Annotated in this window: 25 protein-coding genes; 11 read left to right on the forward strand and 14 right to left on the reverse strand. The window is 61.5% G+C overall.

Annotated features, from left to right (window positions below; all coding sequences use genetic code 11):
* Positions 1-16: 16 nt before the first annotated feature.
* From cysN to Q7F16_RS18340, 3 genes are all read right to left on the reverse strand, one after another.
* Positions 17-1915 carry a sulfate adenylyltransferase subunit CysN gene (cysN, locus tag Q7F16_RS18330; RefSeq protein ID WP_046063550.1) on the reverse strand — a complete coding sequence of 633 codons (1899 nt, stop codon included), beginning with the start codon at positions 1913-1915 and terminating at the stop codon, positions 17-19.
* 9 nt (positions 1916-1924) lie between these two features.
* Complete coding sequence (gene cysD / locus Q7F16_RS18335; protein ID WP_003178041.1) at positions 1925-2842, reverse strand: sulfate adenylyltransferase subunit CysD; 918 nt, start codon at positions 2840-2842, stop codon at positions 1925-1927.
* Between the two features lie 310 nt (positions 2843-3152).
* A complete protein-coding gene (locus tag Q7F16_RS18340; RefSeq protein ID WP_409556156.1) occupies positions 3153-3911 on the reverse strand; it encodes a Nif3-like dinuclear metal center hexameric protein in 759 nt (252 codons plus the stop codon).
* Positions 3912-4015: 104 nt separating this feature from the next.
* Here Q7F16_RS18340 and algW point away from each other — a divergent pair, with 104 nt between their 5' ends.
* The 3 genes from algW (at position 4016) to Q7F16_RS18355 (ending at position 8243) form a co-directional block, all read left to right on the forward strand.
* The gene (algW, locus tag Q7F16_RS18345; protein ID WP_014340162.1) at positions 4016-5176 is read left to right on the forward strand and encodes a Do family serine endopeptidase AlgW; all 1161 of its coding nucleotides are present in this window, start codon (positions 4016-4018) and stop codon (positions 5174-5176) included.
* A 233-nt stretch (positions 5177-5409) separates the two neighbouring features.
* A complete protein-coding gene (locus Q7F16_RS18350; protein WP_409556157.1) occupies positions 5410-7512 on the forward strand; it encodes a TonB-dependent siderophore receptor in 2103 nt (700 codons plus the stop codon).
* A gap of 11 nt (positions 7513-7523) precedes the next feature.
* Positions 7524-8243, forward strand: coding sequence for a DUF4198 domain-containing protein (locus tag Q7F16_RS18355; protein ID WP_409556158.1), 720 nt, complete (start codon positions 7524-7526; stop codon positions 8241-8243).
* 198 nt (positions 8244-8441) lie between these two features.
* On the opposite strand, the gene Q7F16_RS18360 is transcribed toward Q7F16_RS18355, so the two are convergent.
* Genes Q7F16_RS18360 through Q7F16_RS18370 form a run of 3 tightly spaced genes read right to left on the reverse strand, consistent with a single transcriptional unit; the run spans position 8442 to position 9562 of the window.
* Positions 8442-9065: an SOS response-associated peptidase gene (locus Q7F16_RS18360; RefSeq protein WP_046063546.1), complete on the reverse strand. Its 624-nt coding sequence runs from the start codon at positions 9063-9065 to the stop codon at positions 8442-8444.
* Between the two features lie 39 nt (positions 9066-9104).
* The gene (locus tag Q7F16_RS18365) at positions 9105-9365 is read right to left on the reverse strand and encodes a putative signal transducing protein (RefSeq protein ID WP_014340166.1); all 261 of its coding nucleotides are present in this window, start codon (positions 9363-9365) and stop codon (positions 9105-9107) included.
* A 14-nt stretch (positions 9366-9379) separates the two neighbouring features.
* A complete protein-coding gene (locus Q7F16_RS18370) occupies positions 9380-9562 on the reverse strand; it encodes a CPXCG motif-containing cysteine-rich protein (RefSeq protein ID WP_041476139.1) in 183 nt (60 codons plus the stop codon).
* A 139-nt stretch (positions 9563-9701) separates the two neighbouring features.
* Between Q7F16_RS18370 and Q7F16_RS18375 the strand changes: the two genes are divergently transcribed.
* The gene (locus Q7F16_RS18375; RefSeq protein ID WP_046063544.1) at positions 9702-10868 is read left to right on the forward strand and encodes a 1-acyl-sn-glycerol-3-phosphate acyltransferase; all 1167 of its coding nucleotides are present in this window, start codon (positions 9702-9704) and stop codon (positions 10866-10868) included.
* Positions 10869-11054: 186 nt separating this feature from the next.
* On the opposite strand, the gene Q7F16_RS18380 is transcribed toward Q7F16_RS18375, so the two are convergent.
* A complete protein-coding gene (locus Q7F16_RS18380) occupies positions 11055-11336 on the reverse strand; it encodes a hypothetical protein (RefSeq protein ID WP_014340169.1) in 282 nt (93 codons plus the stop codon).
* 230 nt (positions 11337-11566) lie between these two features.
* On the opposite strand from Q7F16_RS18380, the gene Q7F16_RS18385 reads away from it, so the two are divergent.
* Positions 11567-11773, forward strand: a complete 207-nt coding sequence (locus Q7F16_RS18385; RefSeq protein WP_046063543.1) for a hypothetical protein — start codon at positions 11567-11569, stop codon at positions 11771-11773.
* Between the two features lie 64 nt (positions 11774-11837).
* Here Q7F16_RS18385 and Q7F16_RS18390 read toward each other — a convergent pair whose 3' ends face one another.
* Positions 11838-12422, reverse strand: coding sequence for a YajG family lipoprotein (locus Q7F16_RS18390; protein ID WP_003205489.1), 585 nt, complete (start codon positions 12420-12422; stop codon positions 11838-11840).
* 205 nt (positions 12423-12627) lie between these two features.
* Here Q7F16_RS18390 and Q7F16_RS18395 point away from each other — a divergent pair, with 205 nt between their 5' ends.
* Both Q7F16_RS18395 and mqo read left to right on the forward strand, forming a co-directional pair.
* On the forward strand, positions 12628-12861 hold the full coding sequence (locus tag Q7F16_RS18395; RefSeq protein ID WP_014340171.1) for a hypothetical protein: 234 nt from the start codon (positions 12628-12630) through the stop codon (positions 12859-12861).
* Positions 12862-13599: 738 nt separating this feature from the next.
* Positions 13600-15108: a malate dehydrogenase (quinone) gene (gene mqo, locus Q7F16_RS18400; RefSeq protein ID WP_046063542.1), complete on the forward strand. Its 1509-nt coding sequence runs from the start codon at positions 13600-13602 to the stop codon at positions 15106-15108.
* 116 nt (positions 15109-15224) lie between these two features.
* On the opposite strand, the gene Q7F16_RS18405 is transcribed toward mqo, so the two are convergent.
* Both Q7F16_RS18405 and Q7F16_RS18410 read right to left on the reverse strand, forming a co-directional pair.
* On the reverse strand, positions 15225-15512 hold the full coding sequence (locus tag Q7F16_RS18405) for a PA4642 family protein (protein ID WP_014340173.1): 288 nt from the start codon (positions 15510-15512) through the stop codon (positions 15225-15227).
* 61 nt (positions 15513-15573) lie between these two features.
* On the reverse strand, positions 15574-16059 hold the full coding sequence (locus Q7F16_RS18410) for a hypothetical protein (RefSeq protein ID WP_409556159.1): 486 nt from the start codon (positions 16057-16059) through the stop codon (positions 15574-15576).
* A gap of 276 nt (positions 16060-16335) precedes the next feature.
* On the opposite strand from Q7F16_RS18410, the gene dauA reads away from it, so the two are divergent.
* On the forward strand, positions 16336-18078 hold the full coding sequence (dauA, locus tag Q7F16_RS18415; RefSeq protein ID WP_046063541.1) for a C4-dicarboxylic acid transporter DauA: 1743 nt from the start codon (positions 16336-16338) through the stop codon (positions 18076-18078).
* A gap of 24 nt (positions 18079-18102) precedes the next feature.
* Here dauA and Q7F16_RS18420 read toward each other — a convergent pair whose 3' ends face one another.
* Together Q7F16_RS18420 and Q7F16_RS18425 are read right to left on the reverse strand one after the other, a co-directional pair.
* A complete protein-coding gene (locus Q7F16_RS18420; protein WP_079302624.1) occupies positions 18103-18579 on the reverse strand; it encodes a WbuC family cupin fold metalloprotein in 477 nt (158 codons plus the stop codon).
* Positions 18580-18582: 3 nt separating this feature from the next.
* Complete coding sequence (locus Q7F16_RS18425; protein ID WP_018606488.1) at positions 18583-19140, reverse strand: hypoxanthine-guanine phosphoribosyltransferase; 558 nt, start codon at positions 19138-19140, stop codon at positions 18583-18585.
* A gap of 162 nt (positions 19141-19302) precedes the next feature.
* On the opposite strand from Q7F16_RS18425, the gene upp reads away from it, so the two are divergent.
* Entirely contained in the window at positions 19303-19941 is a 639-nt protein-coding gene (upp, locus tag Q7F16_RS18430; RefSeq protein ID WP_018606486.1) for a uracil phosphoribosyltransferase, read from the forward strand.
* Positions 19942-19943: 2 nt separating this feature from the next.
* Positions 19944-21218 carry a uracil-xanthine permease family protein gene (locus Q7F16_RS18435; RefSeq protein ID WP_046063539.1) on the forward strand — a complete coding sequence of 425 codons (1275 nt, stop codon included), beginning with the start codon at positions 19944-19946 and terminating at the stop codon, positions 21216-21218.
* A gap of 124 nt (positions 21219-21342) precedes the next feature.
* Here the strand turns inward: Q7F16_RS18435 and hemH are convergent, their stop codons facing one another.
* Both hemH and Q7F16_RS18445 read right to left on the reverse strand, forming a co-directional pair.
* A complete protein-coding gene (gene hemH, locus Q7F16_RS18440) occupies positions 21343-22368 on the reverse strand; it encodes a ferrochelatase (RefSeq protein WP_046063538.1) in 1026 nt (341 codons plus the stop codon).
* Between the two features lie 13 nt (positions 22369-22381).
* Positions 22382-23281, reverse strand: a complete 900-nt coding sequence (locus Q7F16_RS18445) for a TIGR01777 family oxidoreductase (RefSeq protein WP_014340181.1) — start codon at positions 23279-23281, stop codon at positions 22382-22384.
* 196 nt (positions 23282-23477) lie between these two features.
* Here Q7F16_RS18445 and Q7F16_RS18450 point away from each other — a divergent pair, with 196 nt between their 5' ends.
* Entirely contained in the window at positions 23478-24464 is a 987-nt protein-coding gene (locus Q7F16_RS18450; protein WP_014340182.1) for an NAD(P)/FAD-dependent oxidoreductase, read from the forward strand.
* Positions 24465-24558: the final 94 nt, after the last annotated feature.

The raw sequence follows: 24558 nt of genomic DNA on the forward strand, positions 1-24558 counted from the left end.
GTTACAGCGACTTGCCTTAGATCGCCCCACGCTTGCGCAGCAGATCCAGCACCTGCTTGACGCTCTCTTCCAACGTCAGCGCCTGGGTGTCGATCACCAGGTCGGCATCCAGCGGCACGTCATACGCGAAGGACTCACCCGGGATGTTGTCGCCGGCGGCGGCATACAGCCCTTGCGGATCACGCTGGGCGCACACCGCTGGCGAGGCCTGGACGTAGACCGTCAGCAGACGCTCCTTGCCGATCAGGTCCTTCGCCTGCTCACGCCCTTCGGCATTCGGCGCAACGAACGCGGCGAGGGTCAGCAGGCCGGCTTCGTTGAACTGACGGGCGACATGAGCCGCCCGGCGCCAGTTCTCGGTACGCCCGGCGCGATCCTGCGGCAAGCCCTTGTTCAGGTCATGGCGCAGGTTCTGGCCATCGAGGACAAAGACCGCACGGCCCGAGTCGAACAACTTGCGCTCGACCGCATAGGCCAGCGTGCTTTTGCCAGCGCCCGACAGGCCACTGAACAGGACCGTGGCCGGTTGTTGGCCGAAGCGCTGGGCGCGTTCTTCCACCGACACATGGGCCAGTTTGCCGTGGTGCGTGCTGCTGCCGTGAGCCAGCGGCTGGGCGACGATCATGCCGGCACCGACCGTGCCGTTGGTCAGGCGATCGATGACGATGAACGCACCAGTGGTGCGGTTGCTCTCGTAACCGTCCAAGGCGATCGGCGCATCCAGGGCGATCTTCACCTTGCCGATTTCGTTGAGCTGCAATGCGCTGGCCGGACCTTCTTCAAGGGTGTTCACATCCACCTTGTTGACGATGCTGGCAATCGAGCCCGGCACGTAGCTGGTGGCGCGCTTGATGTCGTATTTCTTGCCCGGCAGCATCGGTTCTTCGGCCATCCACACCAGCATCGCTTCGAAGCTGTCGGTGACCGGCGGCACGTTGTCGGCATGCACCAGCAGGTCGCCACGGGAGATGTCGATTTCGTCTTCCATGGTCAGCGTTACCGCCTGGCCAGGACCTGCATGTTCCAACTCGCCTTCGAAGGTGACGATGGATTTCACGCGGCTGCTCTTGCCCGACGGCAGCACCACCACTTCGTCGCCCTTGTGCACGATGCCGCTGGCAAGGGTGCCGGCGAAACCGCGGAAGTTCAGGTTCGGACGGTTGACGTACTGCACCGGGAAACGCAGGTCGGTGAAGTTACGGTCGCCCGCCACTTCCACGGTCTCGAGGATTTCCATCAGTGACTGGCCGGTGTACCACGGCGAACGCTCGGACTTGTTCACCACGTTGTCGCCCTTGAGGGCAGACATCGGCACGAAGTGCATGGTAGTGGGTTTCATCTTCAAGCCTTCGGCGAACTTCAGGTAGTCGGCCTTGATCGACTCGAACACGCCCTGGTCGAAGTCCTTGAGGTCCATCTTGTTGATGGCCACGACGATGTGCTTGATGCCCAGCAACGAGGCGATGAAGCTGTGGCGACGGGTCTGGGTCTGCACGCCGTAGCGCGCGTCCACCAGGATGATCGCCAGGTCACAGGTGGAGGCACCGGTGGCCATGTTGCGGGTGTACTGCTCATGGCCGGGGGTATCGGCGATGATGAATTTACGCTTGGCGGTGGAGAAATAGCGGTAGGCGACATCGATGGTGATGCCTTGCTCGCGCTCGGCCTGCAGGCCGTCGACCAGCAACGCCAGGTCGATATCGTCACCGGTGGTGCCGACTTTCTTCGAATCGCGGGTGATGGCTTCCAGGTGATCTTCGTAGATCATCTTGGAGTCGTGCAGCAGGCGCCCGATCAGGGTGCTCTTGCCGTCGTCGACGTTACCGCAGGTCAAAAAGCGCAGCAGCTCTTTACGCTCGTGCTGGCCCAGGTAGGCGAGGATGTCCTCGCTGATCAAATCAGATTGATGCGACATGACAGCCCCTTAGAAATAACCTTGACGTTTTTTATCTTCCATCGAGCCTGCGCCATCGTGGTCGATGACCCGGCCCTGGCGCTCGGAAGTTCGCGTCAGGAGCATTTCCTGGATGATGTCCGTCAGGCTTTCGGCCTCGGACTCCACCGCGCCCGTCAACGGGTAGCAGCCAAGGGTACGGAAACGCACTTTCTTCTTGACGATACGGGCTTTGTCTTCGTCGGACAGGTGCTCGAGGATGCGCTCGTCGTCAATCATGATCAGCGTGCCGTTCTTCTCGATCACTTCACGCTCGGCGGCAAAGTACAGCGGCACGATCGGGATGCCTTCAAGGTAGATGTACTGCCAGATGTCCAGCTCGGTCCAGTTCGACAGCGGGAATACCCGGATCGACTCGCCTTTGTTGACCTTGCCGTTGTAGACGTTCCACAACTCCGGGCGCTGGTTCTTCGGGTCCCAGCGGTGCTTGCTGTCGCGGAACGAGTACACGCGCTCCTTGGCGCGGGATTTCTCTTCATCGCGACGGGCACCGCCGAACGCGGCGTCGAAACCATATTTGTCCAAGGCCTGCTTGAGGCCTTCGGTCTTCATGATGTCAGTGTGCTTGGCACTGCCGTGGGTGAATGGGTTGATGCCCTGCGCCACGCCGTCCGGGTTCACATGGGTGATCAAATCCAGGCCCAGTTCCTCGACCATGCGGTCGCGGAACTTGTACATTTCCTGGAATTTCCAGCGGGTGTCGACGTGCATCACCGGAAACGGCAGCTTGCCGGGGAAGAACGCCTTGCGTGCCAGGTGCAGCATCACGGCGGAGTCTTTACCGATGGAGTACAGCATCACCGGGTTATCGAACTCGGCGGCCACCTCGCGGATGATGTGGATGCTTTCCGCCTCCAGCTGTTTCAGATGCGTCAGTTTGTCGACCATGGCTACTCACGAAAACTTTCTTATGAACGGCCAGCGGGCCGTGTTCGAGCGGGGAATCCTAGCACAGCGACCTCTTCTAATCAGGGCGCCAACTAGATCGAAACAGCATATGGATATGCCCAGTGGTTCGGGCATTGCGGTGAGTTCTGGGGGAGCCAGTGAACTCTGTGGGAGCAAAGCTTTTTTTTGTGGGAGGCAGTGAACCCTGTGGGAGCAAAGCTTGCTCGCGATGACGTCGGCACAAGCAACGCCGCTATCGCGAGCAAGCTTTGCTCCCACAGGCTCGTTCCCATAAGGGTTCATCAGTGAATCAGATGGGATTCGGGCAATCGATGAAGATGTGCTCCAGGGCAAAGCGTCGCGCCAGATAATCACCCAGCGCCTGGACGCCATAGCGCTCGGTGGCATGATGCCCGGCGGCGATGAAGCTGATGCCGTTTTCCCGCGCGCTGTGGAACGTCTGCTCCGACGCCTCGCCGCTGAGGTACAGGTCGACGCCGGCCAGCACCGCCTGATCGATATAGCCCTGGCCACCACCGGTGCACCAACCGACCCGGCGGATCATCTGCTCGCCTTCGATCAACAACGGCTCTCGCCCCATGACTTCCTGGACCTTGCGCGCGAAATCCCGCGCCGTCATCGGTTCGGACAGGGAGCCGACCATGCCGACGATCTTGGGGTTGTCCGGATCCAGCGGTCCCTCGACGGTGATGTCCAACTGGCGGGCCAACTGCACGTTATTGCCCACCTCAGGGTGCAAGTCCAAAGGCAAGTGATAGGCCAGCAGGCTGATGTCATGCTTGAGCAACGTCTTGAGGCGACGCTGTTTCATGCCGGTGATGCAAGGGTTTTCGCCCTTCCAGAAGTAACCGTGATGCACCAGCACCAGATCAGCCTCGGCCTCGACGGCAGCGTCGAGCAACGCCTGGCTGGCGGTGACGCCGCTGACGATGCGCATCACCTGGGGCGCACCTTCGACCTGCAGGCCATTAGGGCAATAATCGGCAATCCGGCTGCTGGCCAGGTAACGGTCCGCTTCTTCAACCAGGGTGTTCAGGGCTACGGCCATGAAAAGACTCCTAAATATCCCGTTCAGAGGCGCGCGCGGCCTCGTATAATGCGCGACATTATGGGCGGTCTCATACCGCCTGCAACCTTTGTAGGACGTGCTTAATGCTCAAGGCGCTGCGTTTTTCCGGCTGGCCGCTGTTGGCCGGCGTGCTTGTCGCTCTACTGATTATCCAGCGCTACCCGGAATGGGTGGGCCTGCCGAGCCTCGACGTCAACTTGCAGCAGGCGCCGCAAACCAAGGCGGTGCAACAGGGTCCGGTGTCCTATGCCGACGCCGTGACCACCGCCGCGCCAGCCGTGGTGAACCTGTACACCACCAAGGTCATCAACAAACCCAGCCATCCGTTGTTCGAAGACCCGCAATTCCGGCGCTTCTTCGGCGACAACTCGCCCAAGCAGAAGCGCATGGAGTCGAGCCTGGGGTCGGGCGTGATCATGAGCCCGGAAGGTTATATTTTGACCAACAACCACGTCACCAGCGGTGCCGACCAGATAGTGGTGGCCCTCAAGGACGGCCGCGAAACCCTGGCCCGGGTGATCGGCAGCGACCCGGAAACCGACCTCGCGGTGCTGAAGATCGACCTCAAGAACCTCCCGGCCATCACCATCGGCCGCTCCGACAGCATCCGCATCGGCGACGTGACCCTGGCCATCGGCAACCCGTTCGGCGTCGGCCAGACCGTGACCATGGGCATCATCAGCGCCACCGGGCGCAATCAGTTGGGCCTGAACAACTACGAGGATTTCATCCAGACCGACGCCGCGATCAACCCCGGCAACTCCGGCGGCGCGCTGGTGGATGCCAACGGCAACCTCACCGGGATCAACACGGCGATCTTCTCCAAGTCCGGCGGCAGCCAGGGCATCGGTTTCGCCATTCCGGTGAAGCTGGCGATGGAGGTGATGAAGTCGATCATCGAACACGGCCAAGTGATTCGCGGCTGGCTGGGCATTGAAGTCCAACCGCTGACCCAGGAACTGGCGGAGTCCTTCGGCTTGTCCGGGCGGCCCGGCATCGTGGTGGCGGGGATTTTCCGCGACGGCCCGGCGCAGAAGGCCGGCCTGCAACTGGGCGATGTGATCCTGAGCATCGATGGCGAGCCGGCCGGCGATGGCCGCCGCTCGATGAACCAGGTGGCGCGGATCAAGCCCACCGACAAGGTGACGATCCAGGTCATGCGCAACGGCAAGGAGCTCAAGCTCACCGCTGAAATCGGCCTGCGCCCACCGCCGGCGCCGGTGGTGCTCAAGGAAGAGCAGTAAGCCGCGTCATAGCCGACTAGCGCGAATCGATCGTTCCCACGCTCCTGCGTGGGAATGTCGCCTGGGACGCTCTGCGTTCCACTGCTGGAAGTGACGCAGAGCGTCACGGTATGCATTCCCACGCAGAGCGTGGGGACGATCATCTCATCCTGACTCACCTGAAAATACAGATAGCATAAATTCTCATTAGTAGTGTTATATTGTTTCAATACTAAAAATTGGAACAACATAACATGTCATCCCTGAAACGGATTTCCGTTGCCAGTCTCGCCCTGGGCTTGCTCGCCGATCCCGCCTACGCCGAAGAAAGCCAACCCCTGGAACTGGACGCCATCACCGTGACGTCCGACTACGAATCCGCCACCGGGCCTGTCACAGGCTATCGCGCCACCCGCTCTGCCAGTGCCACCAAAACCGACACGGCCTTGCGCGACATCCCGCAATCGATCAGCGTGATTCCCGCCAGCGTGCTCAAGGACCTGGGCAGCACCAACGTCGAACGGGCATTGGAATACGCCGGCGGTGTATCGAAGCAGAACAATTTCGGTGGCCTGACGCTCTACGAATACAGCGTGCGCGGCTTCACCACATCGGAGTTCTACAAGGACGGCTTCAGCGCCAACCGCGGTTATCCGAGTACCCCGGACGCGGCGAACATCGAACGCATCGAAGTGCTCAAGGGCCCGGCAGCCAGCCTGTATGGCCGGGGCGATCCCGGCGGTACGGTGAACATAGTCACCAAGAAACCCCAGCCCGAAGCCTTCACCACCTTGCAAACCAGCGCCGGCAGCTGGGATCGCTACCGCACCGCGCTGGACGTCAACACGCCACTGGACACCGAAGGCAACCTGTTGTCGCGGGTCAACCTGGCGGTCGAGGATAATCACAGCTTTCGCGATCACGTCGACAGCAAGCGCGTCTTCGTCGCGCCTTCCATCAGTTGGCAATTGAGCCCTGACACCCGGTTACTGGTGGAAAGCGAAATCGTGCGCCACAGCTCGACGTTCGACCGAGGCATCGTCGCCCCGAACAATCGCTGGAGCGGCGTTTCCCGCTCGACCTTTTTGGGCGAGCCCAACGACGGCGACATCGACAATCACAACAACATGCTCCAGGCCGCCCTCGAACATCAGCTCAACGACACCTGGCAGCTGCGCCTGGCCAGCCATTACAAGCAGGGTGAACTCTGGGGCTTCGCCTCCGAAGCGCGCCCGCTGAACGCCGATGGCCACACGGTGGACCGCCGCTATCGCGAGCGCGACAACGATTGGCACGACAGCATCACCCAGTTGGAATTGCGTGGTCTGTTCGACCTCGGCCCGTGGCAGCACGAACTGCTGATCGGCAGTGAATACGAGGATTACCGCAAGAACGAGCGCGTGACCAACATCGCCGGCGCTTACCCCATCGACATCTATCAGCCGGTCTACGGCCAGCCGAAACCCAATGGCGATCGTACCGGCACGGATTTTTTCGAGCGTGTGCAAAGCCGCGCATTGAACCTGCAGGACCAGATCGTCTTCACCGACAAGTTGCGGGGCATGCTCGGGGTGCGCTATGAGCATTTCGAGCAGAGCATCGACGATCACACCCGCAATCGCACCAACCGCCAACGCCACGATGCCCTGACGCAGCGGGCCGGCCTGCTGTATCAACTGACGCCCGAGGTTGGCCTGTTCGCCAACGCCTCCACCTCGTTCAAACCCAACAATGGCCTGGATGCCGGCGGTAAATCCTTCGACCCCGAAGAAGGCGTCGGCTATGAAGTGGGGATCAAGAGCGAATTGTTCGACGATCGCCTGAGCACCACCCTGGCGGCGTTCCATATAGAAAAGGAAAACGTCCTGGCCCAGATCGCCGGGACTGATTTCTACAGTGCCATGGGTAAGGCCCGCAGCCAGGGCATCGACCTGCAATTCACCGGGCAGGTGACCGACGCGGTGCGGGTAATCGGCGCCTATGCCTACATCGATGCCGAAGTGACCAAGGGTGACCAGGAAATTCCCACCGGCAGCCGGATCCTCGGCGTCGCCAAACACAGCGCCAGCCTGCTGGGGGTCTACGAATTCCAGGACGGCCACCTGCGCGATTCGGATGTCGGCGCGGCGTTCACGTACGTCGGCGATCGCTCGGGCGAAGCCGGCAAGGATTTCGAACTCCCGGCTTATCACACCGTGGACCTGCTGGCCCATTACAAAGCCAGCGATGACGTCACCGTGGGCCTGAACCTGAACAACGTCTTCGACGAAAAATACTACGAGCGCTCCTACAGCAACTACTGGGTTACCCCCGGCGATCCGCGCAACTTCACTGTCAGCCTCACCCTCGATCTATAAAGGAAGTCAGCATGAAATACCCCAAGACCTTCGCCCTGCTCGGCCTGCTCCTGGCCACACAAGCCTCGGCCCATGGCCTGTGGACCGAACAGCGTCGCGGCAACATCGAAGTGATCTACGGCCACGGCGCCGAAGACAATGCCTTCAAGGCGCAGAAAGTCAGCGGCGCCTGGGCCTATGACCTGGGCGGCAAGATGATCCCGGTCACGGTAGAGCGCCTGCAGGACCACGCCCGCCTGCAACCGCTCAAGCCGCCCGCGGTGCTGGCCGTGGCGCTGGACAACGGCATGTGGTCCCAAACGGCCGACAAGAAGTGGATCAACGAAGGCCGCAGCAAAGTGTCCGGGGCGATCGAGTCGACCCACACGTTCAAGTACAGCCTGGCGATCTATGAGCCGGGGGCGAAACTGCCGGCGCTGGCACCGATCAAGTTCGTGATCCTGCCGGAAGTCGACCCGCTGACCGTTGGCCCGGGCCAGTCATTGCCGGTACGGGTGCTGCTGGATGGCAAACCGGTGGCCGGTGTGAAACTGGTGGGCGACTACCGCAGCGCACCGAACACCGTATCGACTGAAACCGACGCAGAAGGCCGGGCCAAGGTGCTGGTGCGCAACGAAGGCTTGAATGTGATCGCGGCGCAAATGGAAATTGCCCTCAAGGACAACAAGGACGTGGCCACCCGCGGCGTGTTCACCTCGTTGACCTTCCTGGGCGAACCGCATCACGAGTAACGCCCAAAATCTATTGTGGGAGCGAGCTTGCTCGCGATGACGGCAGATCAGCCAGCATCGAGGTTGACTGACATGACGCCATCGCGAGCAAGCTCGCTCCCACAGGGGATAGGCGGTGAACACATTTTTTGTGAACACCCGCAGCCTATTGCGGGAGCGAGCCTGCTCGCGATGAGGCTGGTACAAGCGCCGCAAAACTCAAGCTGGGGTCAAGCACTCCGGCCCATTGAGTTTCGGATCATTGACCATGTTGGCCAACACCCGCTCGCGCAATGGCGCCGGCTCGCTTGCCAGCAGCCCTTGCAAGGCATGCAGCGGTGTCTCGGGGTCGAGCCACAGGCGCTGGCCTTCTTCGTCCAGGATCAACGGCCGGCGCTGGCCCGCTGCCGGCTGGGTAATGACCGCCGTGCTCAGCCACACCTGTTCCTGTACCGGATACGCCTCCCAGATCGCGGCAAAAAACAGCGATGAACCCTCTCCCGGCGTCAGCCAGTACGGACGCTTGCGCGTGCCACCGCGCCACTCATAGAAACCATTGGCCGGCAGCAGGCAGCGGCGCAGACGCAAGGCCTCGCGGAACATCGGCTGCTCGGCCACGGTTTCGGCCCGGGCGTGTGCTGGCGTGCGGGACAGGTCGGTCAGCCACGGCGGCGTCAGGCCCCAGCGCGCCCGGGCCAGTTCGCGCTGGCCCTCGGCGCCGGCCCGCAGGATCAACACCGAATCGTTGGGCGAAATATTCCATTGGGCCTTCTGATCGGCGGGAAAGCCGGGCAAGGCCGCGAAGGTGGGGTTCCAGCGAAACAGGGCATAACGTCCACACATGGGGCAACACGACTCTTGATCGAACGAACGAACGCCAGCCTAACAGACCAGCGTGCCAGGGTAGCTGTCCGGTTCATCGCCGGGCAGCGGCAGCGCGGCATTGTACGCGGCGATCAACTCCCGGGCGTATTGCGCCTGATCGTCTTCCACCGCCAGCCCGAGCAATCCATACATCGGCAGTTCCCCCGCGCCACCGACCAGATCCCGCCCCACCAGGTGCGCCGTGATGCCCTCACTGGCAAGCATCCCCTGCAGCAACTCGCCTTCCATCAGGTTTTCCAGCTCGTAGATTCGCTGCATCGGTGTTGCCCCCGTCAGTCGTTTTCGCTGAAGACCTCGAGATGCCATTCCTCACCATGTACCTGCAGGACAAAGGTGATTGGCCGGCAACACACCTGACAATCCTCGATGTAGGTCTGGTCGCCGCCGGACAAGTCCACGGATGTCTCAACTTCCTCCCCGCAATAGGGACATTCATAACGAGCGCTTTCCAGCATCGCGGTCTCCCAGGTGACTTGTGCGTATAATCGCCGGTCTATTTGCAGGGCTATTTTTGTCTGGCTTATCTTCCAGGCCGTGCCCTGTCGGTTTTTCGATCGAACCTTTACTTACCCTAGCCGTTTCCTACAAGAGAGCATGATGGGCGAATTCGATGCCATCCGACCTTACGACGACAGCGAAGTCCCAGCGGTGCTGGCACGACTGCTTGGCGACAAGGCGTTTCTAGATATCCTCACCCACTTCCGCTTCCCACGCCTGGCCGGCGCCTTCGGCTGGATGCTCAAACCCCTTATAGCGCAAAGATTGCGCCGTGAGTTCGCCGGAGTGACATCGGTCGCCACGTTGCAGGACAAGGTGGAGTTCTACGTCGACCACACCATCGAGCGCGCCACCGATGGCGTGACCTATACCGGGGTGGAGCAATTCAAGTCCGGCAGTGCGTACCTGTTCATCGCCAACCACCGCGATATCGTGATGGACCCGGCCTTCGTCAACTATGCCGTGTACCACGCCGGCCTGCCGACCCCGCGCATCGCCATTGGCGACAACCTGCTGCAAAAGCCTTTTGTCAGCGACCTGATGCGCCTGAACAAGAGCTTCATCGTGCACCGCTCCATCACCGGCCGGCGGGAAAAAATGGCGGCGTACCAGTTGTTGTCGGCGTACATCAACCATTCGATCCGCCACGACTGCGCCTCGATCTGGATCGCCCAGGCCGAAGGGCGGGCCAAGGACGGTGACGACCGGACCGAATCGGCGATCCTCAAGATGTTCCACATGAGCCGCAAGGACGAGCCGTTCGGCGAGGTGATCCAGTCACTGAATCTCACACCGGTGTCGATCAGCTACGAATACGACCCGTGCGACCAGGCCAAGGCCCGCGAGTTGTACATCCGCGCCACCACCGGCACCTACACCAAGGCACCGGGCGAGGACGACGTGAGCATCGCCAAGGGCATCACCGGCTACAAGGGCCGGGTCCACGTGAACTTCGCCGCGCCCATCACCGAGCTGTTCGAGGACACCAAGCAATTGGCCCAGGAAATGGATCGGCAGATTCTCGGCGGCTACCGCCTGTTCCCAGTGCACTACCTGGCTTATGCCCAATGGGCCGACGCCGACCCGCAGTTGCAGGTGCCCACGGCGGCCGAGGTGTTTGGCGCCGAAGAGCTGGCCAAGGCCCAGGAAGAATGGCAACGCCGGCTGGACGCTTGCCCGCCGGAACACCGGCCGTTCCTGGTGCTGCAATACGCAACGCCGGTGCGCAATCAGTATCGGGTCAAGGCGGGGTTGGCGCTTTAAGCGATAGGTTTGAGGACACGGGTTCCCTGTGGCGAGGGAGCTTGCTGTGGCGAGGGGATTTATCCCCGCTGGGCTGCGTAGCAGCCCCGAGATCTCGGGCTAGCCCAAGGGCTTGCGAGTGCTACGCACTCGAGCGGGGATAAATCCCCTCGCCACAAAGAAGTACACTCGACACGGATTGCTTCATCAGAACTGCGTACTGATCCACGACACCAGCAACGCCAGCGCCAGGCAACCAAAGCCAAACCGGTAGAAAAACCGGTTCATCCGCTGAGTGGCCAGATCCAGCAGCGCTTCAAATCGTTCGTTGCCATCGCGATTGCGTGCTTCAAGGCAGGCCCGTGCCCGTTGTTCACGACGGCGCGTCGCATGCAGCACCCAGCCGCCCGGGCAGGCAAACAGCAACGCGAGCAGGTTGATCAGTTTGGCGGGGTGGGCGGCGAACAACGAAAGCAGATGCGACGACATTACGAACCTCAAGCGAAAAACGGACAGGGCACGTCCGTGGCCTACGAACAGGGCGCGGATTCTACCGAAAGCCTGCCGCCCTGCGCCGCTTTTTCCGACCAGTAACGATCCCGCCGCAACGCTGGGTTCTTTTGTGGCGAGGGAGCAAGCCCAGGGTTAATTTCACCCGTCACGGTTTCGTCATCTGATTAGGCCACTCTGTCGCCCTTCAAACCTGCACGGAACCCGTCATGCTGCACGCCGAAAACCAGGATCGCCTCTATCTCATCAGCCCAAGCGACGAACAACAGAACCTCGTCGGCAGCCTGTCCTTCAACGTGCAGGACCGACATTGGCTGGTGTATTGCGCCCTCGGCGGCCATCAACATGCCGACCTGCCGGAGACAGACCTGCTGACCGGGATCAGTGTGCTGGAGTTCTATTCCCAGGCAGCCTGAGAATCTCGCCCATAAAAAAACCCTGTGGGAGCAAGCTCCCACAGGGTTTATGAGGCCTTGTTACTTACTCAGCCAGCACCTGGCCAATGGTCGGGTCCTTGAACAGCCGGGTCAGGGCATCGCTCAAGACGTCGCTGACCAGTTTGGTGTTGGTGTCCTGGTTAGGCGCCATGCCGAAGCGCTGGTCCAGGGAAGCACCGTAACGACCGCTGTAGCGGCGGTTGGCGTTCTGCACGTCGGAGCGGAAGGTCGCGCCGATGGTGGCTTCGGTCACGTACATGCCTTCCTTGGGCGACTGGTACTTGAGCTCGGCCAGGGTCACCGTCAGTTGCGGTGCATTCAAGGCATTGGCGGTCGGCGTAAAGCCCAGCAAACGCACGGCGGCTTCAGCCTGGGCCTGCAGCTTGGGCAGGATCTGCGCGCCCTGCACCGTGATCACACTGGTTTCCGGATACAGCCCACCACGGGTGCCGAGCGTCGGCGACGGACGACCGTCCACCACCCGCACCACCACCGGCTGGCCACGACCCACAGGCGCCAGTTGGGCATTGAGCTTGGGCTCCGGGTTAAGTTGTTGCGGGCTGTGGGCGCAACCGACGAGGGTCAGACTGGTCACAGCGATCAAACCGAACAACAGGCGTTGCAACATGCTCTTCTCTCCAGAATCGGGCACAAACAGGCCGGCAGTATAGCGGTGCGCCATCGCGGTGAACTAGAGACTTGCGATGAATACTGAAATGTCTGACACGGGCCGTGGTTGCCGGTTCCTGTCACCCCACTGTCATGGTCCTTACACCGGCATGTCATGCCCCGCTGTCAGGCTTATCCCAAGCTCCCTGACCCGGTATTCGATCATGCGCTTCCTTATTTCCCTGTTTACCCCGCGCCCTCATCACCGCAGCTTCGCCCTGCTCGATCGCAACGGCCGTTGCCAGGCGTTCAAGCAGTGCAGCCTGCAACCCATGGGCGAAGGCTGGGTGGAAATCGACGAGATCCGTCTCAACTGGCTGCACCAGCCATTGCCAGCCAGCGCCCGCGTGCAACCGCTTCGTGCCCGCGCACGCAACCGGCAGCTGTTGACCATCTGACCGGACGGCTAATAAAAGTCATTAAACACGACCATTTCCCTGCGTTTCTTCGATACAATCTCCCCCCGATTATAAGGACGTCTCCTGATCGGGCCTCGCAACACCGCTGATGCGCTGGTATTGGCACCCCGCAACGCCCACAGAGAGCCGCCCACACAGATCGAGTGAAGCTGGCGCGCTTGCTGTTCCTCCAGGCAAATCACCACTTTTCGCGAATCTGCAGAGCTGTCATTACGCTCGGTCACTGAGCTGTCTGCCCGTTTTGCCTGTCATGTACTACATGGGGGCAACCAAACCGGGCGCAGTGCCAGGCTGGGACAGCCCTTTTTTGAGGTTCACGTCTTCAAAAGAGCGTGAAAAAACGGGTTTTCACAACTTCACGAGAGTGTGGCGAGCAAATGAATAGTTTTGCGTCTGAACAAGCACCATTAGCGTCTGAAACAGCCCAACGACACAGGACCGGATATCGCTCAAGAACCGGCGCCTGAAGCCTGTCCGCTACGGATTTGGTTGCACGAACGGATGTCTCGGCCATAAGTCGAATTGCCTGCCCGGCGCTTAAATGAGTTCATGTGACTCTTGAGGCCAGGCTGCATGCATCCGCAGTAGGTGCGAAAAATTGCGAAGATTCGGACATGGCGATCCTGGCCATGGATAACTGGGGCGCAACTGACCTGCCCCGCCTCTCTTGGCCGCTATGCCGACAATTTGGTGCTGCAGATTTTGGAGACGCGTTAAATGGCGCATAACGAAGCAGTCGATGTAGTTCTGGTAGGGGCCGGTATCATGAGTGCCACCCTGGCCGTACTGCTCAAGGAGCTCGACCCCGCGATCTCGCTGGAAGTCGTCGAGCTGATGGATTCCGGTGCCGCGGAGAGTTCCAACCCGTGGAACAACGCCGGTACCGGCCACGCCGGGCTGTGTGAGCTCAATTACACGCCCCAGGCGGCCGACGGCAATGTCGACATCAAGAAAGCCGTGCACATCAATACCCAGTTCGAGGTGTCGAAGCAGTTCTGGACGTACCTGACCAAAAAAGGCACGTTCGGCTCCTCCAAGTCCTTCATCGCCCCGGTGCCACACCTGAGCTTCGTGCAAGGCGAGAACGGCGTGTCGTTCCTGAAGAAGCGCTTCGAGCTGATGCACCAGCATCACGCCTTCGCCGACATGGAATACACCGAGGACAAGGCCCGGATGGCCGAGTGGATGCCGCTGATGATGCCTGGTCGGCCGGCCGATGAGGTCATCGCCGCCACCCGTGTCATGAACGGTACCGACGTCAACTTCGGCGCCCTGACCAACCAGTTGCTCAAGCACCTGACCAGCGCCCCGGACACCCAGGTCAAATACTGCAAGCGCGTCACCGGCCTCAAGCGCAACGGCAGTGGCTGGACCGTGAGCATCAAGGACGTCAATTCCGGCAGCAGCCGCGATGTCGACGCCAAGTTCGTGTTCCTCGGTGCCGGCGGTGCGGCGTTGCCGCTGCTGCAAGCCTCGGGCATCGAGGAAAGCAAGGGCTTCGGCGGCTTCCCGGTCAGCGGCCAGTGGCTGCGTTGCGACAACCCGGAAGTGGTCAAGCACCACCAGGCCAAGGTCTACAGCCAGGCCGCCGTGGGCTCGCCGCCGATGTCGGTGCCGCACCTGGACACCCGTGTGGTCGATGGCAAGAAATCCCTGCTGTTCGGGCCGTACGCCGGTTTCACCACCAAGTTCCTCAAGCACGGCTCGATCATGGATCTACCGCTGTCGGTACGCGCCGGCAACATCGGCCCGATGCTGGCCGTGGCCCGGGACAACATGGACCTGACCAAGTACCTGATCAGCGAAGTGATGCAGTCCATGGAACAGCGCCTGGAATCCCTGCGTCGCTTCTACCCCGAGGCGAAAGCCGAGGACTGGCGCCTGGAAGTGGCCGGCCAACGGGTGCAGATCATCAAGAAAGACCCGAAGAAAGGTGGCGTCCTGCAGTTCGGCACCGAACTGGTGGCGGCCAAGGACGGCAGCCTCGCCGCCCTGCTCGGCGCATCTCCAGGTGCTTCGGTGACCGTGTCGATCATGCTGGAACTGATCGAGCGCTGCTTCCCGGACAAAGCCAAGGGCGAGTGGGCTGCCAAGCTCGCAGAAATCTTCCCGGCCCGGGAAAAAGTGCTGGAAACCGACGCTGCGCTGTATCGCAAGATCAATGCGCAGAACAACATCGCGCTGGAGCTGGTTGAAGAAAGCAGCGAGACCCAAAGCTACGCTTGATTTGATCGCATAAAAAAACGCCCCGTTCTCCATGAGAGCGGGGCGTTTTTTATGGGTGACGCTTTCGTGGCGAGGGAGCTTGCTCCCGCTGGCCTGCGAAGCAGGCCCAGGATCAATCAGCCACGCGCCTTCTCGATCAATTCGATGTAATCCTCAGCATTACGCTGGTCGCGAACCAGCGCGACGAAATCGTTGCCGTGCTCATCCTTGCCATTGAGGTCATGGCCGGCCTCGACGAAGAACGTCAGGAAACGCTCGAAATCGTCGACCCGCAGGCCACGGTAGGCCTTGATCAGTTTGTGCAGCGACGGCGAAGTGGCATCGACCGGTTCGAAATTGAGGAACAGCTTGATCTGTTCATCGCCAATCTCGTCGCCAATCACTTGTTTCTTGTCTTTACGCATTGCCGGCTCCAGCTCGCACAGTTCACGGGGCGGGCAGTTTACCCCCGGCAGGCCCCGGGGCTCAACGCAGGCGTTCGGCACCGGTGTGCAGGTCGGCCCAGATATGGCCGTTGGCGTAGGTGAGAAACTGCACATAGACCGTGTTGTTGCGCAGCAGATCGATGACCACCCGGTACTGGGCCTGTGGATAAGACAGCGTCAGGGTCTTGCTCGCCTCGTCGAAGACCGGTTTCTTCAGGCTTTTGCTTTCGCCGTCGAAGTTGAGGATCACCTGGTTGATGGTCGCCCCTTTGTTCATCGGCTTGCCCTTGAGACGGACCAGCAAGGGTGAAGTGACCGGAATCGGTTGCTGGTTGGACTGACGCTGGTTACCCAGTACCACCGAATACTCGGTCACTTGCAGTAACTGCTGCTGTTCAGGCTGTTCCTGGCGCACCATCAGGTCATCAGGCGGCAGGAACTGACTGTGCATCGGCGCAGCCACGACCGCCAAGGGCAGGCTGGAGATCAACAGCAAAGTGGCGCAGCGGCGGATCGATACACGCATGACAAGCTCCAGGGTCTTGGCCGGGCACTCTAGCATGAGCCTGAGCGGTAAAAATAACGATCCAGATCAATACATCCGCGCAACGAGCACGGCATACTCAAAGAGCCATCAGCCCCGGTCTACCGACGCATGATCGTTCCCACGCTCCTGCGTGGGAATGCATCCAGTGACGCTCCGCGTCACATGGGGCGCGGAGCGTCCAGGGCGGCATTCCCACGCGGAGCGTGGGAACGATCTGTACAGGGCCAGTGCAGCCCCCCCTTGCGAGGAGTATTCATGTCTTTCTCCGCCCCACCGTTGTTTGCCGCCTGGCGCCAAACCTGGCGCGCCGGTTACACCCTTGAGCGCCTGCGTGGCGACCTGGTGGCCGGGCTGACCGTCGGCATCATCGCCATCCCACTGGCCATGGCCCTGGCGATTGCCGTTGGTGTCCCGCCGCAACATGGCTTGTACACGGTATTGGTGGCCGCACCCTTGATCGCCCTCACCGGCGGCTCGCGCTTCAACGTCAGCGGGCCGACAGCGGCGTTCGTGGTGATCTTGCTGCCCATCACCCAACAATACGGCCTCGGCGGTCTGTTGTTGTGCACCATGCTCGCCGGCCTGATTCTCATCACCCTGGGGTTGATGCGCGCCGGACGGCTGATCCAATACATCCCCTACCCGGTGATCCTCGGCTTTACCGCCGGGATCGGCGTGGTCATCGCCACCTTGCAACTCAAGGATCTGCTGGGGCTGACCACCGTCGGGCAAGCCAAGCACTACATCGAACAGTTGGGCGAACTGATCGTGGCACTGCCCAGTGCCCGACTCGGCGATGGCATCATCGGCGTCACGTGCCTGGCGGTGTTGATTGCCTGGCCACGTTGGGTACCGCGAGTTCCCGGGCATTTGGTTGCCTTGCTGGTCGGGGCCCTACTGGGACTGGCGCTGGAGCACGGCGGTTGGCCGGTGGCGACATTGGGTGAGCGTTTCAGCTACGTGGTCGATGGCATCAGCCATCCCGGCATCCCGCCGTTTTTACCGAGCTTCGAGTGGCCATGGAACCTGCCAGATGGCCAAGGCCATCCCCTGACGCTTTCCTATGACCTGATCCGCCAACTGCTGGGCCCGGCCTTCGCCATTGCCATGCTTGGCGCCATCGAATCGCTGCTGTGCGCCGTGGTAGCGGATGGCATGACCGGCAGCAAGCACGACCCCAATGCCGAGCTGATCGGCCAAGGCCTGGGCAACGTCGTGGCGCCGCTGTTTGGCGGTATCACCGCCACGGCGGCCATTGCCCGCAGTGCGACCAATGTGCGCAGCGGCGCCTCTTCACCGCTGGCCGCGATCATTCACAGCCTTGTGGTGCTGCTGGCGATGGTGCTGCTGGCGCCACTGTTCAGCTACCTGCCCATGGCTGCCCTGGCGGCGCTACTGGTGATAGTGGCCTGGAACATGAGCGAAGCCGGACACGTGCTGCATACCTTGCGCATCGCCCCGCGCAGCGACGTACTGGTGCTGCTGACCTGCCTTAGCCTGACCGTCCTGTTCGACATGGTCATGGCCGTCGCCGTCGGCCTGCTGCTGGCCGCCGGGCTGTTCATCAAGCGTATGAGCGAACTGACCGACAGCGCCGAATTGCCCCGTCACTTCCACCAGGCCCTGTTGGACATGCCCGAGCATGTGCGTTGCTACGGGATTCGCGGACCGCTGTTCTTCGGCGCGGCGGAAAAAGCCCTGGATGTGCTGCGCAAGTTCGATCCGGGGGTCCGGGTGGTGGTCGTGGAAATGAGCGCCGTGCCCATGCTGGACATGACCGCGCTGGCCGCGTTCGAAAACATCCTGAAGGATTACCGCAAGCAGGGCATCGGCCTGATCCTGGTCGCGACGGCGCCAAGGGTACGCCTGAAACTGCGCCGCGCCGGCATTCATCGCGAGCAGCGGCAATTGGCGTATGTGCAGACCCTGGAGCAGGCACGGGTCAAGAGCGAGCAATGGCTGGCTGCTGGCAGCACCGCTCATTCAAGGCTGGCTTGATCTGTAGTGAGGGTGCAGCTGAATTCATGTGGCGAACTGGGCGCGCATCCAGGCATGGTATTGCGCCACGCCGGCCTCGCCTTCACGGGGCGCCCAGTGGGCCAGTTCGCCCTCGCCCACGGGCCGGTAGGGGCCGGCCTTGCATTCGAACATCAGGCTGTCGGCTTCCAGCACCACCAATCCGTGATACACACCGGCCGGCAGGTCAACGCCGAGGCAATCGCCACCGGCCTGCAGGATGCGCTTGTCTACCACCGCGCCGGTTTCATCGAAGATCAATATCCCCAACCGGCCCTTGAGCACCAGCAAGGTTTCCGCCTTGTCGGCGCTCAGGTGGCGGTGCGGCGGGATGTAGGTCGAAGGCTGCAGCCCCACCGCCATGCGGTGGCACGGCTCATCCATCTCATGGAAGTTATGATGCTGCCGCCCACGAGGACTGGCCGCAGATTTTTCGGCCAAGTCATCGAACAGTGCATGATCCAGAAAGCTTGGCCGAGTCATCGATTACATGCCCTTGACGGCGAAAATGCCATTGGCGTTGCGCCAGTAACCTTTGTAGTCCATGCCGTAACCGAAGATGTAGCGGTCGATGCACGGAAGGCCGACGAAATCGGCTTTCAAGTCCGGACGGGCCTTGCGGTCGTGGTCCTTGTCGATCAGCACGGCGGTGTGCACGGCGCGGGCACCGGCGTGTTTGCAGAAGTCGATGATCGCGCCCAGGGTGTGACCTTCGTCGAGAATGTCGTCGATGATCAGCACGTCGCGGTCGATGAACGAGACTTCCGGCTTGGCTTTCCAGAACAGGTCGCCGCCGCTGGTTTCGTTGCGATAACGCGTCGCGTGCAAGTAGGACGCTTCCAGGGGGAAGTTCAGGTAGGTCAGCAGCTTGCCGGAGAAAATCAACCCGCCGTTCATGACGCAGAACACCACCGGGTTGGCCTCGGCCAATTGATCGTTGATTTGCGCACCGACACGGGCGATGGCCGCTTCGACTTCGGCTTCGGTGTACAGGCAGTCAGCCTCTCGCATGATTTGACGGATATGCTCGAGATCAGCGGACATGTCGCTCTCCAGGGGTAGCGGATCGGAAAAACCGGCAAAGGTACGCACCCCGCCCGGCCAGATCAAGCGTTTGTGGACTAACGTTCTGTATTGTCTATAGGACAACACCCTCGGATAGATTAATCTAGGCCGGTTTTTTTGCCCGCCGCCGGAGCCTTCCCCATGCCCATCCTCGAGATCCGCCATCCGCTGATCAGACACAAACTCGGCCTGATGCGCCGCGCCGACATTAGCACGAAGAACTTCCGTGAACTCGCCCAGGAAGTCGGCGCCCTGCTCACCTACGAGGCCACCAAGGACCTGCCGCTGGAGTCCTATGAAATCGACGGCTGGGCCGGTACGGTCCAGGTCGAGAAAATCGCCGGCAAGAAGATCACCGTGGTGCCGATCCTGCGCGCCGGCATCGGCATGCTCGAGGGCGTGCTGAGCCTGATCCCGGGGGCCAAGGTCAGCGCTGTGGGCGTGGCTCGCAACGAGCAGACCCTGCAGGCGCACACCTACCTGGAAAAACTGGTGCCGGAAATCGACGAGCGCCTGGCGATGATCATCGACCCGATGCTCGCCACCGGCAGTTCCATGGTCGCCACCATCGACCTGTTGAAAAAGGCCGGTTGCCGGGACATCCGCGCCATGGTGCTGGTCGCGGCCCCCGAAGGCATCAAGGCCGTGCACGATGCCCACCCGGATGTGACCATCTACACCGCGTCCATCGATCAGAAACTCAACGAACACGGCTACATCATCCCGGGCCTGGGCGATGCCGGCGACAAGATCTTCGGCACCAAGCAGAAGGACGCTTGAGCATGCAGGATGAGTTCAACGATCCGCTCTGGCGCCAGGTGCTGTCCGGCGCGCAGATGCTGTTCGTCGCCTTCGGCGCGCTGGTACTGATGCCGCTGATCACTGGGCTGGACCCTAACGTGGCGCTGTTCACGGCCGGCCTGGGAACGATCCTGTTCCAAATCGTCACCGGGCGCCAGGTGCCGGTGTTCCTGGCCTCGAGCTTTGCCTTCATCACCCCGATCATCCTCGCCAAGGGCCAGTTCGGCCTGGCTGCGACCATGGGCGGCGTGATGGCGGCAGGTTTCGTCTACACCTTTCTTGGCCTGGCGGTGAAGATCAAGGGCACCGGGTTCATCGACCGGCTGCTGCCGCCGGTGGTGATTGGTCCGGTGATCATTTCCATCGGCCTGGCCATGGCGCCGATTGCCGCCAACATGGCGATGGGCAAGGCCGGCGACGGCAGCGAGCTGATTCATTATCAAACCGCGATGCTGATTTCGATGCCGGCCCTGCTCACCACCCTCATCGTGGCGGTGTTCGGCAAAGGCATTTTCCGCCTGGTGCCGATCATTTCCGGCGTGCTGGTGGGCTTTGCCATGGCGTTTTTCTTCGGGGTCGTGGACACCGCGAAAATCGCCGCTGCACCCTGGTTCGCCCTGCCGGCCTTCACCGCGCCGGAATTCAACTGGCAGGCAATCCTGTTCATCGTGCCGGTGGCGCTGGCACCGGCCATCGAGCACATCGGCGGCGTGATTGCCGTGGGCAGCGTGACCGGTCGTGACTACCTGAAAAAACCCGGTCTGCACCGCACCCTGCTCGGTGACGGCATTGCCACCACCGCCGCCGGCCTGTTCGGCGGCCCGCCCAACACCACCTACGCCGAGGTGACCGGCGCGGTGATGCTGACCAAGAACTACAACCCGAAGATCATGACCTGGGCGGCGATCTTTGCCATCAGCCTGGCATTCATCGGCAAGTTCGGCGCGCTGCTGCAAAGCATCCCGGTGCCGGTGATGGGCGGGATCCTGTGCCTGTTGTTCGGTTCGATTGCGGCGGTGGGCATGAACACCTTGATCCGCCACAAGATCGACCTGGGCGAGGCGCGCAATCTGGTGATCGTTTCGGTGACGCTGGTGTTCGGCATCGGCGGCGTGCTGGTGGGCACCGGCACTGGCCCGGACGACTTCGGCCTCAAAGGCATCGCGCTGTGCGCGGTGGTGGCGATTGCGTTGAACCTGCTGCTGCCGGGCAATGATGGCTGGAAGCAGAAGAAGGCGGATGAACCGCTGCTGTAGATTCACCGCCTGCACTATTGTCATCGCGGGCAAGCCTTGCTCCCACAGGTTTTGAGTGGACCATGCTTGAGTGGTCAAGACAAAATCTGTGGGAGCAAGGCTTGCCCGCGATGCTTTTCGAGGTTTACAGAGCTATCGGCGCCCGTTCGCAGAGGGTACTCAACGCCTGCGCCCACTGCGGCTCATCATTAAGGCAAGGCACCAGCACCAACTCCTCCCCCCCTGCCTCGCGGAACTGCTCACGGCCGCGATCGCCGATTTCCTCCAGGGTTTCAATGCAGTCGGCCACGAACGCCGGGCACATCACCAAGATTTTCTTCACGCCGCTTTTGGCCAGTTCCTCCAGGCGTGCTTCGGTATAGGGTTCGATCCATTTGGCCCGGCCCAATCGCGACTGGAACGACACCGACCACTGGCCGTCCTTGAGCCCCATGCGCTGGGCGAACAGCTCGGCGGTGCGAATGCATTGCGCGCGGTAACAGGTCGCCATGACCTCCGGCGGCGCGTTCCTGCAGCAGTCGGCATCCTTGAAGCAATGAAACCCCGTGGGGTCGAGCTTGGTCAGGTGCCGCTCCGGCAAGCCGTGGAAACTCAACAACAGATGATCGTGCTCCTGCATAAGGTACGGCTTGGCGCTGGCCACCAGGGCGTCGAGGTATTCGGGCTGATCGTAGAACGGCTGGAGAATCGAGAACTGCACATCGAGTTTCTTTTCCCGCACGACCCGCTTGGCCTCCTCGATCACGGTGGTCACGGTGCTGTCGGCGAACTGCGGGTACAACGGCGCCAATGTGATTTTTTTATGACCCTGACTCGCCAGCCGCACCAGCGCCGATTCAATGGACGGCTCGCCATAACGCATCGCCAGTTCCACTGGGCCCTGGGTCCACTGCGCGGTCATGGCCTGTTGCAACCGACGACTGAGCACCACCAGCGGCGAACCCTCCTCCCACCAGATCGAGGCATAGGCATGGGCCGACTGCTCGGGACGCTTGATCAGGATCAGCGACACCAGCAAGCGCCGCACCGGCCATGGCAGGTCGATGACATACGGGTCCATCAGGAATTGATTGAGGTAGCGGCGCACATCGGCCACCGAAGTGGAGGCAGGCGAACCCAGATTCACCAGAAGCAACGCGTGATCGGTCATGCAACGTCCTATTTCAAAGGCGGCTGGACAAGTCTTCCAGGGCCGCAGGCAAATCAGTGAAGCGGAATGTGAAACCCGCCGCCTGCAATCGGGCCGGCGTGGCGCGCTGGCCGCCGAGCAACAACAAGGACAATTCCCCCAGCGCGACTTTCAACGCAAGTTCCGGCATCGGCACCACGGCTGGCCGATGTAATACATGCCCCAGGGCCTTGGCAAAATCGCGGTTGCGTACCGGGTTCGGAGCGCACGCATTATAAGGACCGCTGGCCTCAAAGCGGTGTAGAAGAAAATCAATCAGGGCGATTTGATCGTCAATATGAATCCACGGCATCCACTGCCGACCATTGCCGATACGCCCGCCCAGCGCCAGTTTGAATGGCAACAGCAACCGCGACAAAAAGCCGCCCTCGGCAGACAGGACCAGGCCGGTACGAACCAGCACCACGCGTATCCCCAACGCCTCGGCCCGTTGCGCGGTTTCTTCCCAGGCAATGCACAACTGGCTGGCGAAATCTTCGCTCACCGGCCCCGACTCCTCGGTCAACTCACGCTCGCCACCGTCGCCATACCAGCCCACCGCGGAACCGGAAATCAATACCTGCGGTTTCTGCTCGCAACGCTCCAGCCACGCCAGCAGAACTTCCGTCAACGTGATGCGACTGCTCCACAACAACATCTTGCGTTTGTGGCTCCAGGGCCGATCGGCAATCGGCGCTCCTGCGAGGTTGACCACCGCGTCCACCGACTCGACAATTTCATCAAGCTTGGCAACGCCTCGCACATCTGCCCCACAGATTTTCGCCACTTCTTCGGGTCGACGACTCCATACCGTCAAGCGATGTCCCTGCCCCAACCAGAGGCGGCAGAGCTGACGTCCGATCAAACCAGTACCGCCGGTCAGCAATATGTGCATGAGATGTTCCTCGCATCGCGTTTTACCCGGCCCATTAGTCTATTTTTATAAGCAGGGATTTTTCGTATCGGACAGGGTCTGTGTTTAACAATAGGACAACCTGTCCAAACGCGAACGGTAAAACTTATACCAAAAACCCGAATTGTACAGGTTTAAACGACGGCGTAGTCTGTACAGAAAGGTAAACGAGGCCCTCATGACTGTACCTATCGCAATCATCGGCACCGGCATCGCCGGACTTTCAGCCGCCCAGGCCCTGACGGAGGCCGGGCACATCGTTCAACTCTTCGATAAAAGCCACGGCAGCGGCGGACGCATGTCGAGCAAGCGCAGCGACGCCGGCGCATTGGACATGGGCGCGCAATACTTCACCGCCCGCGACCGCCGCTTTGTCACGGAAGTCCAGCGCTGGCAAGCCAACGGCTGGGCGGCGGAATGGAACCCGCAACTCTACAACTTCCAGAACGGACAACTGAGCCCATCGCCGGACGAACAGACCCGCTGGGTCGGCACGCCGCGCATGAGCGCCATCACCCGCGCCTTGCTCGACAAGTTGCAGGTGCAGTTTGCCTGCCGGATCACCGAAGTCTACCGCGGCCAGGAGCATTGGCATTTGCAGGACGCGGAAGGTTTCACCCACGGCCCCTTCGGCCAAGTGGTGATCGCCACGCCCGCGCCCCAGGCCACCGCATTGCTGGCGGCCGTACCGAAGCTGGCCGCAGTGGCCGCCGGCGTGAAGATGGACCCGACCTGGGCCGTGGCGCTGGCCTTCGAAGCACCACTGGATACGCCCATGGAAGGCTGCTTCGTACAGGACAGCCCCTTGGACTGGCTGGCGCGCAACCGCAGCAAACCGGGACGCGACAGCAAGCTCGACACTTGGGTCCTGCACGCCACCAGCGACTGGAGCCGGCAGCACATCGACCTGTCCAAGGAAGCGGTGATCGAGCACCTGCATGGCGCCTTCGCCGAACTGCTGCACAGTGCGATGCCTGCACCGAGCTTCAGCGTGGCCCATCGCTGGCTCTACGCCCGCCCCGCCGGCAGCCACGAATGGGGCGCGCTGGCCGATGCCGACCTGGGCCTGTATGTGTGCGGCGACTGGTGCCTGTCCGGCCGGGTCGAAGGCGCATGGCTCAGCGGCCAGGAAGCTGCCCGCCGCCTGCATGCAAGCCTGCAGTAGATCCCATCACCCATCGCCCTTCGCTGCTGTCGAAAGAGACAGCAGCCTGCCTGCGACACAGATTGACGTCGCCTCGCCCCACAAATCCGGTTGA

Source organism: Pseudomonas sp. Lb2C2 (assembly GCF_052112205.1).
In the GTDB taxonomy this organism is placed as follows: domain Bacteria; phylum Pseudomonadota; class Gammaproteobacteria; order Pseudomonadales; family Pseudomonadaceae; genus Aquipseudomonas; species Aquipseudomonas kilonensis.

Bases quoted from the DNA above. Each gene is read 5' to 3' on its own strand.
- Q7F16_RS18435 (WP_046063539.1), top strand. From the start codon at position 19,944: ATGCAGGATGAGTTCAACGATCCGCTCTGGCGCCAGGTGCTGTCCGGC.
- Q7F16_RS18375 (WP_046063544.1), top strand. From the start codon at position 9,702: ATGATGGGCGAATTCGATGCCATCCGACCTTACGACGACAGCGAAGTC.
- Q7F16_RS18445 (WP_014340181.1), bottom strand. From the start codon at position 23,281: ATGCACATATTGCTGACCGGCGGTACTGGTTTGATCGGACGTCAGCTC.
- upp (WP_018606486.1), top strand. From the start codon at position 19,303: ATGCCCATCCTCGAGATCCGCCATCCGCTGATCAGACACAAACTCGGC.
- Q7F16_RS18355 (WP_409556158.1), top strand. From the start codon at position 7,524: ATGAAATACCCCAAGACCTTCGCCCTGCTCGGCCTGCTCCTGGCCACA.
- hemH (WP_046063538.1), bottom strand. From the start codon at position 22,368: ATGACCGATCACGCGTTGCTTCTGGTGAATCTGGGTTCGCCTGCCTCC.
- Q7F16_RS18395 (WP_014340171.1), top strand. From the start codon at position 12,628: ATGCGCTTCCTTATTTCCCTGTTTACCCCGCGCCCTCATCACCGCAGC.
- Q7F16_RS18360 (WP_046063546.1), bottom strand. From the start codon at position 9,065: ATGTGTGGACGTTATGCCCTGTTTCGCTGGAACCCCACCTTCGCGGCC.
- dauA (WP_046063541.1), top strand. From the start codon at position 16,336: ATGTCTTTCTCCGCCCCACCGTTGTTTGCCGCCTGGCGCCAAACCTGG.
- Q7F16_RS18380 (WP_014340169.1), bottom strand. From the start codon at position 11,336: ATGTCGTCGCATCTGCTTTCGTTGTTCGCCGCCCACCCCGCCAAACTG.
- Q7F16_RS18420 (WP_079302624.1), bottom strand. From the start codon at position 18,579: ATGACTCGGCCAAGCTTTCTGGATCATGCACTGTTCGATGACTTGGCC.
- Q7F16_RS18350 (WP_409556157.1), top strand. From the start codon at position 5,410: ATGTCATCCCTGAAACGGATTTCCGTTGCCAGTCTCGCCCTGGGCTTG.
- cysD (WP_003178041.1), bottom strand. From the start codon at position 2,842: ATGGTCGACAAACTGACGCATCTGAAACAGCTGGAGGCGGAAAGCATC.
- Q7F16_RS18385 (WP_046063543.1), top strand. From the start codon at position 11,567: ATGCTGCACGCCGAAAACCAGGATCGCCTCTATCTCATCAGCCCAAGC.
- Q7F16_RS18410 (WP_409556159.1), bottom strand. From the start codon at position 16,059: ATGCGTGTATCGATCCGCCGCTGCGCCACTTTGCTGTTGATCTCCAGC.
- Q7F16_RS18365 (WP_014340166.1), bottom strand. From the start codon at position 9,365: ATGCAGCGAATCTACGAGCTGGAAAACCTGATGGAAGGCGAGTTGCTG.
- Q7F16_RS18390 (WP_003205489.1), bottom strand. From the start codon at position 12,422: ATGTTGCAACGCCTGTTGTTCGGTTTGATCGCTGTGACCAGTCTGACC.
- Q7F16_RS18340 (WP_409556156.1), bottom strand. From the start codon at position 3,911: ATGGCCGTAGCCCTGAACACCCTGGTTGAAGAAGCGGACCGTTACCTG.
- Q7F16_RS18450 (WP_014340182.1), top strand. From the start codon at position 23,478: ATGACTGTACCTATCGCAATCATCGGCACCGGCATCGCCGGACTTTCA.
- Q7F16_RS18405 (WP_014340173.1), bottom strand. From the start codon at position 15,512: ATGCGTAAAGACAAGAAACAAGTGATTGGCGACGAGATTGGCGATGAA.
- algW (WP_014340162.1), top strand. From the start codon at position 4,016: ATGCTCAAGGCGCTGCGTTTTTCCGGCTGGCCGCTGTTGGCCGGCGTG.
- Q7F16_RS18425 (WP_018606488.1), bottom strand. From the start codon at position 19,140: ATGTCCGCTGATCTCGAGCATATCCGTCAAATCATGCGAGAGGCTGAC.
- mqo (WP_046063542.1), top strand. From the start codon at position 13,600: ATGGCGCATAACGAAGCAGTCGATGTAGTTCTGGTAGGGGCCGGTATC.
- Q7F16_RS18370 (WP_041476139.1), bottom strand. From the start codon at position 9,562: ATGCTGGAAAGCGCTCGTTATGAATGTCCCTATTGCGGGGAGGAAGTT.
- cysN (WP_046063550.1), bottom strand. From the start codon at position 1,915: ATGTCGCATCAATCTGATTTGATCAGCGAGGACATCCTCGCCTACCTG.